Raw genomic sequence first — 14,551 nt, 5'->3', positions numbered from 1 at the left:
GGTCTACCAGCTGTTTCCCTTGAGTTCGGTCAGCTTTGCTTCCAGAAGCTCAAGGTTTTCGGCAGCGGTGCCATTGCCCGATAATGTATCGTGGACCGCGCTCCAGAACATGTTGGACACTTCATTGTATTTCACCTTCGTCGGCGCCGAGGGGCGTGGAACGGAATTTTCAAACACCGGCTTCCAGTTTGGAATGAGCGGCTGCGCGGCGGCGATATCCTTGTCGTCATAAAGCGCCTTGATGGTCGGCATGCTGGCCTGGGAAATCGCCCGCGCCTTCTGCTGTGCGGGAGAGCCGAGGAACAGCGCCAGCTTGATCGCCTCTTCGGGCGCCTTCGAATATTTTGAAACCGCCAGGTTCCAGCCGCCAAGCGTTGCAGCGGAGTTCTGGCCCTCCTTGCCGCTCGGCAGGGGCGCCACGTCGAACTTGCCCTTGATGGCGCTGCCATCGGCCCCGGCCAGCGCATAGGCATAGGGCCAGTTGCGCATGAAAACGGAATTGCCGGTCTGCCAGACACCGCGTGCCTCTTCCTCCGTGTAGGCAAGCACGCCCTTGGGCGAGATGGTATCGACCCAGCCCTTGGCGCGGTCGATGGCCGCTGCGGCTTCCGGATTGTTGATCGAAATCGTGCCGTCCGCCTCGACAATCTGCCCGCCGCCCGAGGATTTTACCCATTCGAGCGCGTTGCAGGTCAGGCCCTCATAGGCATTGGCCTGGAAGACAAAGCCATAAATGCTCTTGTTGCCGCCCGCCCGCTCACCGTCCTGGATTTCCTTGGCGGTTGCCGCCATCTCGTCCCAGGTTTTTGGCACCGGCTTTTTGTACTTTTCCAGCAGGTCCTTGCGGTAGTAGAGCGCCGGGGCGTCGGTGAACATCGGCAAGGCGACCAGCTTGCCGCCGACGGTCTGGCTTTCGATGATCGAAGGTATGTGCTGATCGATAACGTCCTTTGCGGCTTCCTTCAGGTCGAGGAACTGGTCGGCCAGCTGCGGCGCCCAGATCACGTCGGTGCGGTAGACGTCGATATCGGTATTGCCGGCGGCGAGCCACAGGCGGTACTGACCGAAATTGTCGGAACTGTTGGCTGGCATGGCAACGATGGACACCTTGTTGCCGGTTTCCTTCTCGAACTGGTCAAGCTGCTTGCGCAGGAACTCGCGTCCATTGCCGGTGTCGCCGGATACGATCGCCAGATTGGCGGCAAAAGCCCCTGAAGCCAGCAAGGTCGTGGTCAAAAGGGTCGCAATGAATGATTTGGCTTTCATGATTTCCTCCCAAAAATCTGACAGAATCGGCTGCCGCACATCGCAGCGATGCTTGGCCCCTCTTCAAAAACTCCTCCTGAAGCGCTTTGGAAAACATTTGAAACATCAAAATTCAAAGCGCTTTGAATGAAAAATGACAAAGGCCCTCTCACCTGTCAAGCTGCAAATTGGCGGCACAAACAATGCATCAAGGTCAACCGCATGGAGAAATGGATTATTATATATATGATACAGTGCATTATACGGTATTTCTGAGCACAAGAATTCCGGGCTGCCACCCTGTTGAAACAGCACAGCGTCGATCACAGATCACAATATCGCGAGCAATTTACCAAAGCGCTTTGAATTTAGCCTCTGGTTATGTTTATTATTTGGAGTCATATCTGCATTGCCTGAACAGACCGTACTGGATTGCTTGCCATGAAACTCAAGGAACTGGCTGAACAACTGGGCCTCTCGCAAACGACCGTCAGTCGCGCCCTGAACGGCTATCCTGAAGTCAACAAGGCGACGCGCGAACGCGTCAGCCAGGCAGCCCTCAAATTCGGTTACAGCGCCAATGCCAATGCCCGCCGCCTCGCCATCGGCCGCATCGGCGCCATCGGCATCCTGATGCCGCGCGACCGCAGCGAACGTTTCGGTCCGCACACGAGCGAGTTCTTCTCCGGTCTGGCCGAGCAGCTATCGCAGCATGAAATGGACCTGCTGATGAGCCCGAGCATCAACAATGACGAGCTTGCGGCCTACCGGCGGCTGATTTCCAGCAAGCGCGTGGATGGCATCATCGTCACCGGCCCCACCCTGATGGACGAGCGGGTCGCCATGCTGACGGAAGCGAAATTTCCCTTTGTGCTGCACGGGCGAACCAATATCGCCGCCCCGCATGCCTGGCTCGATATCGACAATGCCGGCGCCTTCCGGCAGGCGGCATCACACCTGATCGATCTCGGCCACCGGCATATCGCGATGATTGACGGGCTGAAGGGCCACACGTTTTCCGAACACCGCGAAATGGGTTATCGCGAAGCATTGCTCGAGCGCGGCATTGCCGTTGATCCGCGCTTCATCGTGCATGAGCGTTTTTCCGATGAAACCGGTTTCCATGAGGCGCAGCGGCTCTTGTCCTATACGCCGCATCCGACCGCCATTCTCGCCGGCTCGATGATGACGGCGCTCGGCATTTTCCGCGCCATCCGTTCAAAGGGCTATGAACTGGGCAAGGAAGTTTCGGTGATCGCCCATGACGACGTGTTCCCCTATCTCAATGCCAGCAACATGGTCCCCGCCATGACCACCACCCGGTCGTCGATCCGCTCCGCCGGGTCGCGTATCGCCGAACTGCTGGTGCGGGTCCTCGACGGCGAGCCGGTCGAAAACATCCATGAGATATGGCCGGTCGAACTCATCCTGCGCCAATCGAGCGGTCCGCCCGTCGCCCCGCGCCGGTGAGTGCCTAGCCCAATTCGAAGGTTGTGATGCCAAAAATCCGGTCGAGCGGCAATTCGGGCGCCGGTCCGCGATACATGCGTGCGGTTTCGAACACCGGCGCCAGACCGTACCGGTCGCAAAGGCGCCGCGCGGCCCCATTGGTCCCGGGAATATCCAGAAAGACCTGCGCATCCCCGACTTTTGCTGAGAGCGATTGAAACAGCCGGTCGGCGATCTCTTCGGTTTCGGCAAACAAGGGACCGATTTTGCACCCCTCGCGGCATGCGCGCACGACGCCATACCCTGCGATTTTTCCGTCGACAATACAGGCCAGGCCGTGGCGGGAGCCGGACGGGCCAAGCCAGGCACGGATAAACGATTCCCGTGGTTCGGGATTGAATTGACGGTCATAGGCGGCGACGGCGCCGATCCATTGCGCATCGATGGCGACGATATCGCCGCTGACGGGTGCCTTGCAGCCGGGTGCGCCGCCATAACGGTAATTCGCATGGGCATAGACAAACCCCGACTTCCGATAGTTCTCCTGCTGGGCAACGACACCATCAAGGCCGACGGTCTGTCCGGCAAATCCGCTCAGCACGTCCTGCCAGAGCGACCAGCCGAAACCCAGACCGCGCGATTGCGGACGCACCATGTAGAAACCGAGAAAGCCGTAGTCTCGCGCATAGCGGACCAGCGAGACCGCTGCCGTCAGTTCACCATTCACCTCAAGCACGTGATAGCCCTTGGGGTCCGCGGCCCAGAATGCATCCGCATCGTCCAAACCGGGGTTCCAGCCCTCGGCAGCTGCCCAGTCAATGATCGCGCCAAGGTCCCGGCGCTCGGCGATTCGGATGAAAGCTGTCATGATATTGTGTTATCCAACTGGAAACCGACGGAACAGTACCCTGAACGGGCGCATTTCTGCCCGCACATGCTTCGTAACCAAGCTTCCAGCATTGCCGCAACGGAATATTAAGCACTTGTAGAACAATGCTGGAACAGATAGTGTTTGTTCTGGTTTTGTTTTTCCGATTCCCTGCTAAAGGATCGCCAATGCTCACGCGTAAACAACATGAACTTCTTCTCTTCATTCATGAGCGTCTGAAGGAGACGGGCATTCCGCCATCCTTCGACGAAATGAAGGATGCGCTGGATCTGGCCTCCAAATCCGGCATTCACCGGCTGATCACTGCGCTGGAAGAGCGCGGCTTCATTCGCCGGCTTGCGAACAGGGCACGCGCGCTGGAAGTCCTGCGCCTGCCGGACTCCATCGCACCCGGCCTCAACAGCCAGAGAAAGTTCGAGCCGAGTGTCATCGAGGGCAGTCTCGGACGCAATGTTGCGCCGCCGAAGCCGCAGCCGCGCGCCTCCAACGACATGGACATGCCTGCCAATGTCAGCATTCCGGTCATGGGCCGGATTGCCGCCGGTGTGCCGATTTCCGCCATCCAGAACCAGACGCACATGCTGAGCCTTCCGCCAGACATGATCGGCAGCGGCGAACATTATGCGCTTGAGGTCAAGGGCGACTCGATGATCGAAGCGGGCATTTTCGACGGCGATACCGTTGTCATCAAGCGTGGCGACACCGCAAGCCCCGGCGAAATCATCGTGGCACTGGTCGATGACGAGGAAGCCACCCTCAAGCGGTTTCGCCGCAAGGGTGCCTCGATTGCCCTGGAAGCCGCCAATCCTGCCTACGAAACGCGGATTTTCGGACCGGACCGCGTTCGGGTGCAGGGCAAGCTTGTCGGCCTGATCCGCCGTTACTGACCGGCCGCCGCGTCCCGTTCGGCATTGTCCGGGACGCCTTCGGTCGCGTGGGCCTTGCGTGAATGCTCCGGCCGGTTGCGCGCCGCATTGGAGTGGATGCGGTACTTGTTCCAGGGGCGGTCCGGCGGACCGATCGCCCAGGTCAAACGGGCCGACTGCACTCTTTGCTCCAGCGCTTCTCCGGCTTTCGATTGATCCGTCAGGTCACCCTGCCCTTGCCCGCCGGAACCGAACCGGATTTCCGCAGCACCGTTCAAGGCGAGATCACGGCGCGTGATCACCATCGGGCCCGGAACGGGGCAACCGGTTTCCGCGCCGGCAAAGGCCAGCACGACAATATTCCCCTCGCTGCAGGCGGCGTTCCTTTGCGCGGGATCATCCGTATAGGCAATGATGAGACCGCCCGGTTCGCGCGCCAGACAGAGCTTTCCGGCGCATTCGAAGACACCCTCCGCTGCCTCTTTGCCGATCCCCGCCGGTTTGACGATCTGTTCCAGCCCAAAGCCCTGCCGCCAGTTGTTCAACGTGAAGGCGCCGCCCTGCGGGCGATTGATCATCAATACCGTGCCATTGCGCACACCGGCCAGCCGGCCATCCTCCGACAGGACGAGATCCGGCGGCGCTGTGCGTGCCATGATCAGGACGGCCGCAGCAAACAGCGGCAGGCTGCACAGACGCAACCATGACGTCGTGAGAAGCAGGATCACAAGCGCTAAGCTCATCAGGATCAGGCTCGGCTGCGGCATCGGACCGAGATTGCCCGAGGGCGAGAGTGCGGCAACGTGATGGGCAATGAACACCACCAGCTCGATGCCGCGCTCCATGACGGCGAACGGCAGGAAATCCAGATCGAACGGCATCAGCAACAGCGCCAGTACGGCGAAGGGCATGACCAGAACCGAGACCACGGGCAAGCCAAATGCGTTGCCGATCAGCCCGAGCGGTGCGGTATTGTTGAAATGATAGGCGGCAAAGATCGCGCTGGCCGAACCGGCGACCAGGGATGTCAGAGCAATGTCGCTGATGTGATCGCCGATCTTGCCGGGCAGTTGCAGCAACAGGCCGCTGCGGGAGGCACGCCGGGTATTGCGGCCGGCCCTGCGCGGCGACCACCAGCCGTAAAATGCGATCAGTGCTGCGGTGGCCGAGTACGACATCTGGAAGCTTGGCCCCATCACCTCGTGCGGCGCGATGGTAATGGTTACCAAGGCGGCCAGGGCAACATTGCGCAGCGACAGCGCCGCCCGGTCCACGGTCATGGCGACAAGCATGACTGCCAGCATGACAAAGCTGCGCTGGGCCGCCACGTCGATCCCCGAGAGCAGCAGATAGAAGGCCGACGCCAGCAGCGCCGCGCATGCCGAAAATTTCTTGATGGGATAGCGCGCGGCAAAGTCCGGAAAGAAAGCCATGCATGCGCGCAGCGAGCCGATGACGATCCCGGCCACGAGCGCCATGTGCAATCCCGAAATGGAGAGGATATGCGACAGGCCGCTCAGCCGCATGGCGTTGTTGGTGGCCTCGCCGATGCCATCGCGCTGGCCGGTGATGAGCGATGCGGCGATGGCACCGGCTTCTCCCAGTATATGACCGAGGATACGATCGGTGAGTGCCTGGCGCATCGCAGCGACGGCAAACAGCGTTCTGGTTGTCAAATCGGCCGGTTCCGGCAGAGAGGCTGCTTCCGGCCTTCCAAGAAAGAAGCCGCTGCCGCCGATGCCCCTGTAGTAATTGTGGAAGGCAAAGTCGTAATTGCCGGATCGCACGGGACCGGATGGCGGGCGCAGATGCGCCAGACCGCGCAACCCGCTGCCTATGGCAGCTTGAGGTGGCAAGGCGCGGGCCGACACAACCAGCCTTGCCGGGGCATAGCGCAGCTGCGGGCGCTCTGTCGCCACGACATCCACCGTCACGCGCCAGCCGCCCCGGTCGGCGCGGTTGATCGCGACGATGCGGCCGGTCAGCCGCGTGGTGACGGCGGAGCCAAGCATCGGTGTATCCAGCCGCAGCGTTTCCAGCTTGGCGCAGAGCATGCCCATGACAACCAGCACGGCGGCGGAAAGGCACATCCCCGTCAGATGCCGCTCACGTGCCAGGAGTTTGAACCCGGCAAGCGCGGTCAATCCAAAGAGGATGGCGCTCAGCCGCGGTTCCACTGGTAAGCCGAAATAGACGATGGCGCCGCTGCCGGCAAAAACCGGAACGAACAGAAAAAGACTGCCGCGATCATAATCCTGCGCGCATGCCCGGGAAACGGCCGGGAGCAAATCCTGCCCCAACCCCATGCGCCGGCGCAGCGCTATGGACAGACTCACGCCTCGCCGGGTGACGGCAATATTTTGGGATATTTGGGTCGCAAGACCCGGCTCATCGTCCGCCGGACGATCAAAAAACTGCCGTTCACTCGTTTGTGTACTGGTGCCGGGCCCCTGCATTTGCCTCCAATTCTGCCAATGCACTTGCACGACAGCGCTCCTATGCTACATCAACGCCAGATCAAATCGATTGGATGTTAGGCTAATGGCCGAGACGTCTGTTGGAGTCCTTATGTCGTCACCTGTTGTTACCCGTTTTGCACCCTCCCCGACCGGATACCTCCATATTGGCGGTGCCCGCACGGCCCTGTTCAACTGGCTCTATGCCAAGCATACGGGCGGCAAGATGCTGCTGCGCATCGAAGACACGGACCGGGAACGCTCCTCGGAAGCGGCTGTCACGGCCATTCTCGATGGCCTGAAGTGGCTGGGCCTCGATTGGGATGGCGATGCGGTGTCGCAATACGAGCGCGCGCCCCGTCACCGGGAAGTGGCCGAAGAGCTGGTCGCCAAGGGCAAGGCCTATTACTGCTATGCCTCGCCGGCAGAGCTTGAGGAAATGCGCGAAAAAGCCCGCGCCGAGGGCCGCCCGCCGCGCTATGACGGCCGCTGGCGCGATCGCGATCCGAAGGAAGCCCCAGCGGGCGTCAAGCCGGTTATCCGCATCAAGGCACCGCAGGACGGCGAAACCCTGGTGCGCGACCTCGTACAGGGCGATGTACGCTTTCCCAACAAGGATCTCGATGATTTCATCATCCTGCGCTCTGATGGCAATCCGACCTACATGCACGCGGTTGTCGTCGATGACCATGACATGGGCGTCACCCACATCATCCGTGGTGACGATCACCTGACCAATGCCGCGCGCCAGGCTATCATCTATGATGCGATGGGCTGGGATATCCCTGTGATGGGTCATATTCCGCTGATCCACGGTGCGGATGGGGCCAAGCTGTCTAAGCGTCACGGTGCGCTTGGCGTCGAAGCCTATCGCGCCATGGGCTATCTGCCTGCCGCCCTGCGCAACTATCTCGTCCGCCTCGGCTGGAGCCATGGCGATGACGAGATCATGTCCGATGCGCAGATGATCGAGTGGTTCGAGATTTCCGACATCAATCGCGGTGCATCGCGTTTCGATTTCCAGAAGCTTGAAGCGATCAACGGCCACTACATGCGGTTCTCCGCCGATGCCGACCTGGTCAAGGCGATGATCGACATCCTGCCGGAGATCGAAGGCGGCGCCGACATTCTGTCGCGGCTGAATGACCGGACCCGTCAGCAATTGCTGGCGGCAATGCCCGGCCTGAAGGAACGCGCCAAGACGCTGGTCGAACTGGCGGACAGTGCGAAATACCTGTTTGCGCAACGCCCGTTGGCATTGGATGAAAAGGCAGCTGGCCTGTTGAATGAAGAGGGCCTGGGTGTGCTTTCCGGTGTTCTTCCAGCGCTGTCGGCCGTCAATGACTGGACTGCCGAAGCATTGGATGCGGCCGTGCGGGTTCATGCGGAAAATACCGGCCTGAAGCTGGGTAAAATTGCCCAGCCCTTGCGCGCCGCGCTGACGGGAAGAGCAACATCTCCGGGGGTTTTCGACGTGCTGGCGGTGCTTGGCCGCGAGGAGTCACTGGGGCGTATCGAAGACCGGATAAAAGGTTAATCCGCAGCCTCGACGGTGCATTTTTGCATTGCAACATTATGCCGTTCGGCTACGGTGACGTGCCTGAGAAAATCAGGATAAAGACCTTGCAAAGAGGTCAAGGCTTTGGGCCAGTGTGCTGAACGCAGAGGTCAGAAAATAACCTGCCTGGAAGGAACATCCTGTTTCAAAGGCATACTGGAATATGAAGTAACTCGTGTGCTTTCACTTCCGAAGTTCGACGAGAGTCTACTGCTCAAGCAGCGAACTTCGGAATGGTACACGGGATGTCAGCGGGAGCTGAAGCAAGAAAGGAACGGCAATGTCTGAGAATAGCGTCAACATCGATCTGAATGGTCACGAGTTTGCGTTACCGATTAAAAAAGGCACCATCGGACCTGATGTCGTGGACATTGGAACACTCTACAAGAACACGGGTGCATTCACCTACGATCCGGGTTTTACATCCACAGCCTCCTGCGAGTCGCAGATCACCTATATCGACGGTGACGAAGGCATTCTGCTGCATCGCGGCTATCCGATCGAACAACTCGCCGAAAAGGGCGACTTCCTCGAAACCTGCTATCTCCTGCTTTACGGCGAACTGCCGACAAAGAGCCAGAAGCATGATTTCGACTATCGCGTGACGCACCACACCATGGTGCACGAACAGATGTCGCGCTTCTTCAGCGGCTTCCGCCGTGACGCCCATCCCATGGCGGTCATGGTCGGCTGCGTTGGCGCCCTGTCCGCCTTCTATCACGACTCGACCGATATTTCCGATCCGCATCAGCGCATGGTTGCATCCATCCGCATGATCGCCAAGATCCCGACCCTGGCTGCGATGGCTTACAAGTATCACATCGGTCAGCCCTTCGTTTACCCGAAGAACAATCTCGATTTCGCCACCAACTTCCTGCACATGTGCTTTGCCGTGCCGTGCGAAGACTACGTCCCCAATCCGGTTCTTGCCCGCGCAATGGACCGGATTTTCATTTTGCACGCTGATCACGAGCAGAATGCCTCGACGTCGACGGTGCGTCTTGCCGGTTCGTCCGGTGCCAATCCGTTCGCCTGTATCGCTGCCGGCATTGCCTGCCTCTGGGGCCCTGCCCATGGCGGCGCCAATGAGGCCGCGCTCAACATGCTCGGCGAAATCGGTACGGTTGACCGCATTCCGGAATTCATCAACCGCGCCAAGGACAAGAACGATCCGTTCCGCCTGATGGGCTTTGGCCACCGCGTCTACAAGAACTACGATCCGCGCGCCAAGATCATGCAGCAGACCACCAAGGAAGTTCTCGCCGAACTCGGCATCAAGGACGATCCGCTGCTCGACGTCGCCATGGAGCTGGAGCGCATTGCCCTGACCGATGAATATTTCATCGAGAAGAAGCTCTATCCGAACGTCGATTTCTATTCCGGCATCACCTTGAAGGCGCTCGGCTTCCCCACCACCATGTTCACCGTGCTGTTCGCCGTTGCCCGGACGGTTGGCTGGATTGCCCAGTGGAAGGAAATGATCGAAGACCCGCACCAGAAGATCGGCCGCCCGCGCCAGCTTTACACCGGTGCAACGCAGCGCGACTACGTTCCGGTCGGCAATCGCAAATAAGATCTCCAGAATACGAAAAAAGGCGCCATTCGGCGCCTTTTTCATATCCAAAAGCCTGTTCCTCAGGCCCTCTGATGCACGTATTCGAGAACTTTCTCGGCGGCAATCTCGCCGGACGGCCGTTCGGTCCGCATCAATGCCGCGATCTCGTCGAAACCCTCGAGCTGCAACGCCCTGGCGTAACCCGGTTTCAGCAGTTGTTCGATCTCGCGCGCCAGCGGGCCGGGACGAACGAACTGGTTGAAATATTCCTGAACAACCCGCTTGTCGGCGATGATGTTGGGCAAGGCCGCACTCCAGACCTTGATGCGCGGCGCAATGAACATGCGCGCCAGCCAGTCAGGCCGGTACGACAACACCGTCGGGATGCGCGCCAGTGCGAGTTCCAGCGACACGGTCCCGGACGCGGCCAGAGCCGCATCGGCTTCGGCGAAGGCTTTCAGACGTTCCGCTTCACCCACCACGATGTCTGGCTGGACTTTCCAGCCGGCAGTGAGCTGTCGCACCAGTGGTTCGACTTTGGGAAGCGTCGGCAATGTCAGCCTGAAGCGGTTGCCGCGTTCCGCCAGCAGTTCAATTGCCTCACCGAAAGGTTTGGAAAGGCTTGATATTTCTGCTCTGCGCGACCCCGGCAGGACAACAAGATTGTGTTCGGTTCTGTCAGCGAAACTGCTTTCCCGCGCCCGGTTCCGCTCTGCCGCCGCCAGCAGCGGCGCATGGGTCACCAGCCTGTGGCCGACATAGGTGGCAGGCGGGCCATCGAGATCTTGCAATGCCTGCACCTCGAACGGCAGAATGGCCAGCACATGGTCGATATAGCCGCGCATCGCCTTGGCGCGTTCCGGGCGCCAGGCCCAGACCGACGGGCTGATATAGTTGACGATCGGGATCGATGGATCGGCAGCCCGCACCTTGCGCGCGACGCGATGGGTGAAATCCGGGCTGTCGATAATCACGAGGCAATCGGGTTTCGCCGCAATGATCGCTTTGGCCAGCTGCGCTATGCGGCGGATGAGCTGCGGCAGTTTGGTGACGATGGCCGTCAGCCCGACCAGAGCGATTTCGTGCTGGTCGAACAAGGAGTTGAGGCCGAGGGCTGAGAGATGCTCGCCGCCGACACCGGTCAGCGTCACCTCGCCCGGATACTGCCGCCGCAGGGCTTGCACCAGATCGGCACCAAGCAGGTCGCCGGACTCTTCGCCGGTGACAATGGCAAGGCGAAGCGGCTTTGCTGCTGTTTTCACTCGGCCTCCTGCGCAAAAGTTTCGATGAAAATACCAGCTTCGTTGGCAGCAGCGATCGTTTCGGCATAGCCAAGGATCAGCGTGCGCCGCGCTTCGATGGCAATGCCCTTCAGACCGGCCTTCACCGCATTCTCCACAGTGCTTACGCCGATGGCCGGCAAATCCGCCCGCACTTCCTGCTGCGGTTTGGCGCATTTCACCAGCACACCGCCCTTGCGGTTGATCCGCTTGGCAATGCGCAGTTCGGCGACCCGCTGCAGCATCGCATCGGTGCCCTCCACGCCCTCCAGCGCCACCACGCGGCTGCCGACGGCAATGGCCGCCTGCCCGATATCGAGCGAGCCGATCATGATGGCCGCCTCGCGGGCGGCCCGCATATCGGCAATGCTTGCCTGATCGGCTTTCTTCCGGGTGATGGTGCCCACTTCAGGCGCCAGAATATCCGGAACGATCTCGTGCGCACCGACAACCCGGAAACCGTAGGACTCAATGGTTGAGATCACGGCCTTGAGCAAACCATCGTCACCGAGGCGAAAAGCCCGCATGAAACGATACAACGCAACGAGATTGCCGTTACCGGGCCGCAGCGCCGCGGAGAATTCCGGCCGGTGGCGCACGCCACCCGCCAGAACGACGTTGCTGATCTCTTCCGATTTCAGGATTTTCATCAGGCCGCCCAGCTCGACGATCGAGATTTCGGCGTGCTTGCGCGCATTGATCTCGGGCGATGCCTCGCCTTTGATGGCGATGATCAGGGGGTTCGCACCCTGCTTCTGCAGGCTTTCCGCGATGGAAATGGGCAGGAGCCCGTTGCCCGCGACAATCGCCGTGCGGCCCGTTATGGCCGCCGGTTGCGTCCCATCCGTTGTCTTAGCTGTTGTCGTCACTGTCGCTGGTCTCGATTCCGGAACCGAGGGGCGGCGTGCAGAAGGCACGTTTGGTATCAGCGGTGATGAAATCGACCAGATCGAGAACCGCCGGCGATTGAGAAAAGGCAAGACGCACGTCACCGGCGCGATTGCGGACCGGCTTGCTGCGGTCGAACAGCATGCGCACCGCACGGCGCAGATTGTGTATCTCCGGACGGGCCATGCCCGAGCGCTTCATGCCGACAATGTTCAGGCCGCCCAGATAGGCATGATTGCCGATCACCATGCCATAGGGAATGACATCCAGTGCCACGGCTGCAAGCCCGCCGACAAACGCATGGTGGCCAACCCGCACAAACTGATGCAAGGCAGCGCCGCCGCCGATGATGACGTTGTTGCCGACGGACACGTGGCCGCCGATCATGACATTGTTGGCAAAGGTCACATTGTCGCCGATGTCGCAATCATGCGCCACATGCGAATAGGCCAGGAACATGCAGTTGTCGCCAACCGTGGTCAAACCCCGGCTGCCATCGGTGCCGCGATTCATCGTGACGCCTTCGCGGATCGTGCAGTTCCGGCCAATGACAAGCGTTGTGTGCCCGCCCTTGTGCTTGGTGTTCTGCGGATCGCCGCCCAGAATGGCGTTCGGATAGACCTTGGCACCATCGCCGAGGGTGGTCGCCCCCATGATGACGACATGGCTCAGCAGAGTGACATCATTGCCAATGACCGCTTCCGGTCCGATATGGCAGAATGGCCCGATGTTTACCCTGTCACCAATCTTTGCGCCCGCCTCGACAATCGACGTGGGATGAATGCTGGAATTGGACATCAAGCTCCGGTCTCGTCTTCTTCTGGGAAGCTGACCATTGCCGCCACGTCAGCTTCGGCAACCTTCACGCCGTCAACTTCCGCAACGCAGCTGTACTTGTGGATGTTGCCGCGCTGCTTGAGCTTGGTCACGCGCAGCTTGAGCTGATCACCCGGCACGACAGGCTTGCGGAACTTGGCATTGTCGATGGTCATGAAGAACACCTTGCCCGGCTTGCCGCTGCCATTATGGAACAGAACGATAGCACCGGCGGTCTGCGCCATGGCCTCAATGATCAGAACGCCGGGCATGATCGGCAGTTCAGGAAAATGACCGGCAAAATGCGGCTCGTTGATGCTGACATTCTTGATGCCCGTGGCCGAGACATCGCGATCGATATCGACGATGCGGTCAATCAGCAGAAAGGGATAGCGATGCGGCAGATTTGCCAGAAGCTTCTGGATGTCCGCGACGCCAAGACTGCTCGCCTGTACATTTTCATTCATCTGAACTGCTCTCCTTCTTGGTCCTGGTCATCGCGCGGACACTCGCGATTTCACGGAACCATTGCTTGAACGGCTGCGCGGGCGCACCGGCCCACCGCTCACCGTCCGGAATATCATTCATCACACCGCTTGCTGCGGCGATTTCCACGCGGGAACCAATATTGACGTGATCCTTGATGCCGACGCTGCCACCCAGCATCGTCATGTCGCCAAGCACCACACTACCGGAAATGCCACATTGCGCAGCAATCACGCAATGGCGTCCAATACGAACATTGTGGGCAATCTGCACGAGATTGTCGATTTTCGTGCCTTCACCGATCACCGTATCGGCGAGCGCGCCGCGATCAATGGTCGTGTTGGCACCAATTTCGACATTGTCCTGGATGATGACGCGGCCAAGCTGGGGCATCTTGTCGAGGCCGGCCTTGCCCGGGACATAACCAAAACCATCCTGCCCGATACGCACGCCCGGATGCAGCAGCACGCGATTGCCAAGAAAGGCATACTGGACCGAGCAGCTCGGCGCGATATAGCAATCGCGGCCGATCTTGCAGCCGTTGCCGATCACCACGCTGGCGGCAATGACGGTGCCGGCACCGATGGAAACGCGCTTGCCGATGATGACACCGGGCTCGATCGTCACGCCGTCTTCTATTTCGGCGGTCGGATCAATGATGGCGTGCGGTGAAACACCCGTCTCTTCGCCGCTCCAGAGATGCGCATTCACCGCCCGCGGATAAAGCGCGCGGCCAATGGCGGCGAAATCCTGCTGCGGATGGCGGCTGACGATAACGGCAACGGTCTTGGGCACGCTTGCCTTGACTTCGTCCGTGCACAGAACGCCGGCGGCTTTCAAACCTTCGAGATTTTGCGCGTTTTTCTTGCCATCGATGAACACAAGTGCATCGGGACCGGCATCAGCCAGGGATGCGAGGCGGGCGACCGGCCGGTTGGCCAGAGAACTGTCCACAAGAACGCCATTGGTCAGATCGGCGATCTGACCAACAGTCACGTTCAGCAGTGGCTCATAAAAGATCGGATCGGCCATCGACTAACTTTCTCCCCCGGGGAAATATGCT

The 14,551-nt window shown here is 60.0% G+C and carries 12 protein-coding genes; 4 read left to right on the top strand and 8 right to left on the bottom strand.

Annotated elements, in window-relative coordinates:
• Positions 1-3: 3 nt before the first annotated feature.
• Positions 4-1,266, bottom strand: a complete 1,263-nt coding sequence (locus AC1Q5O_RS05265) for an ABC transporter substrate-binding protein (RefSeq protein ID WP_464660236.1) — start codon at positions 1,264-1,266, stop codon at positions 4-6.
• 420 nt (positions 1,267-1,686) lie between these two features.
• Between AC1Q5O_RS05265 and AC1Q5O_RS05260 the strand changes: the two genes are divergently transcribed.
• On the top strand, positions 1,687-2,715 hold the full coding sequence (locus AC1Q5O_RS05260; RefSeq protein WP_223615020.1) for a substrate-binding domain-containing protein: 1,029 nt from the start codon (positions 1,687-1,689) through the stop codon (positions 2,713-2,715).
• 4 nt (positions 2,716-2,719) lie between these two features.
• On the opposite strand, the gene AC1Q5O_RS05255 is transcribed toward AC1Q5O_RS05260, so the two are convergent.
• Positions 2,720-3,562, bottom strand: a complete 843-nt coding sequence (locus AC1Q5O_RS05255; RefSeq protein ID WP_492562044.1) for a GNAT family N-acetyltransferase — start codon at positions 3,560-3,562, stop codon at positions 2,720-2,722.
• Between the two features lie 188 nt (positions 3,563-3,750).
• On the opposite strand from AC1Q5O_RS05255, the gene lexA reads away from it, so the two are divergent.
• Positions 3,751-4,470: a transcriptional repressor LexA gene (gene lexA / locus AC1Q5O_RS05250; RefSeq protein ID WP_105733144.1), complete on the top strand. Its 720-nt coding sequence runs from the start codon at positions 3,751-3,753 to the stop codon at positions 4,468-4,470.
• Here the strand turns inward: lexA and AC1Q5O_RS05245 are convergent.
• A complete protein-coding gene (locus AC1Q5O_RS05245) occupies positions 4,464-6,785 on the bottom strand; it encodes a ComEC/Rec2 family competence protein (RefSeq protein ID WP_492562043.1) in 2,322 nt (773 codons plus the stop codon). The two genes, lexA and AC1Q5O_RS05245, sit on opposite strands and share 7 nt — an antisense overlap.
• A gap of 232 nt (positions 6,786-7,017) precedes the next feature.
• Between AC1Q5O_RS05245 and gltX the strand changes: the two genes are divergently transcribed.
• Together gltX and gltA are read left to right on the top strand one after the other, a co-directional pair.
• Positions 7,018-8,442 carry a glutamate--tRNA ligase gene (gene gltX, locus AC1Q5O_RS05240; RefSeq protein ID WP_463012919.1) on the top strand — a complete coding sequence of 475 codons (1,425 nt, stop codon included), beginning with the start codon at positions 7,018-7,020 and terminating at the stop codon, positions 8,440-8,442.
• A 301-nt stretch (positions 8,443-8,743) separates the two neighbouring features.
• Positions 8,744-10,036: a citrate synthase gene (gltA, locus tag AC1Q5O_RS05235; protein ID WP_105732880.1), complete on the top strand. Its 1,293-nt coding sequence runs from the start codon at positions 8,744-8,746 to the stop codon at positions 10,034-10,036.
• A 62-nt stretch (positions 10,037-10,098) separates the two neighbouring features.
• Here the strand turns inward: gltA and lpxB are convergent, their stop codons facing one another.
• Genes lpxB through lpxD form a run of 5 tightly spaced genes read right to left on the bottom strand, consistent with a single transcriptional unit; the run spans position 10,099 to position 14,520 of the window.
• Entirely contained in the window at positions 10,099-11,280 is a 1,182-nt protein-coding gene (lpxB, locus tag AC1Q5O_RS05230; protein WP_492562042.1) for a lipid-A-disaccharide synthase, read from the bottom strand.
• On the bottom strand, positions 11,277-12,167 hold the full coding sequence (locus tag AC1Q5O_RS05225; RefSeq protein ID WP_472461219.1) for an LpxI family protein: 891 nt from the start codon (positions 12,165-12,167) through the stop codon (positions 11,277-11,279). Before AC1Q5O_RS05225 ends, lpxB begins: the two co-directional genes overlap by 4 nt.
• Positions 12,151-12,984, bottom strand: coding sequence for an acyl-ACP--UDP-N-acetylglucosamine O-acyltransferase (gene lpxA / locus AC1Q5O_RS05220; protein ID WP_464660225.1), 834 nt, complete (start codon positions 12,982-12,984; stop codon positions 12,151-12,153). The genes AC1Q5O_RS05225 and lpxA overlap by 17 nt, the downstream gene beginning before the upstream one ends.
• Positions 12,984-13,469 carry a 3-hydroxyacyl-ACP dehydratase FabZ gene (gene fabZ, locus AC1Q5O_RS05215; RefSeq protein ID WP_223615028.1) on the bottom strand — a complete coding sequence of 162 codons (486 nt, stop codon included), beginning with the start codon at positions 13,467-13,469 and terminating at the stop codon, positions 12,984-12,986. The genes lpxA and fabZ overlap by 1 nt, the downstream gene beginning before the upstream one ends.
• A complete protein-coding gene (gene lpxD, locus AC1Q5O_RS05210) occupies positions 13,462-14,520 on the bottom strand; it encodes a UDP-3-O-(3-hydroxymyristoyl)glucosamine N-acyltransferase (protein WP_223615029.1) in 1,059 nt (352 codons plus the stop codon). The genes fabZ and lpxD overlap by 8 nt, the downstream gene beginning before the upstream one ends.
• Positions 14,521-14,551: the final 31 nt, after the last annotated feature.

It is taken from the genome of Phyllobacterium sp. MT110 (assembly GCF_058792715.1).
This window is presented reverse-complemented; position numbering and strand designations above follow the sequence as displayed.

Excerpts from the sequence above, each read along its gene's own strand:
- AC1Q5O_RS05265 (WP_464660236.1), bottom strand. The coding sequence starts at position 1,266 with ATGAAAGCCAAATCATTCATTGCGACCCTTTTGACCACGACCTTGCTG.
- AC1Q5O_RS05260 (WP_223615020.1), top strand. The coding sequence starts at position 1,687 with ATGAAACTCAAGGAACTGGCTGAACAACTGGGCCTCTCGCAAACGACC.
- AC1Q5O_RS05255 (WP_492562044.1), bottom strand. The coding sequence starts at position 3,562 with ATGACAGCTTTCATCCGAATCGCCGAGCGCCGGGACCTTGGCGCGATC.
- lexA (WP_105733144.1), top strand. The coding sequence starts at position 3,751 with ATGCTCACGCGTAAACAACATGAACTTCTTCTCTTCATTCATGAGCGT.
- gltX (WP_463012919.1), top strand. The coding sequence starts at position 7,018 with ATGTCGTCACCTGTTGTTACCCGTTTTGCACCCTCCCCGACCGGATAC.
- gltA (WP_105732880.1), top strand. The coding sequence starts at position 8,744 with ATGTCTGAGAATAGCGTCAACATCGATCTGAATGGTCACGAGTTTGCG.
- lpxA (WP_464660225.1), bottom strand. The coding sequence starts at position 12,984 with ATGTCCAATTCCAGCATTCATCCCACGTCGATTGTCGAGGCGGGCGCA.
- fabZ (WP_223615028.1), bottom strand. The coding sequence starts at position 13,469 with ATGAATGAAAATGTACAGGCGAGCAGTCTTGGCGTCGCGGACATCCAG.
- lpxD (WP_223615029.1), bottom strand. The coding sequence starts at position 14,520 with ATGGCCGATCCGATCTTTTATGAGCCACTGCTGAACGTGACTGTTGGT.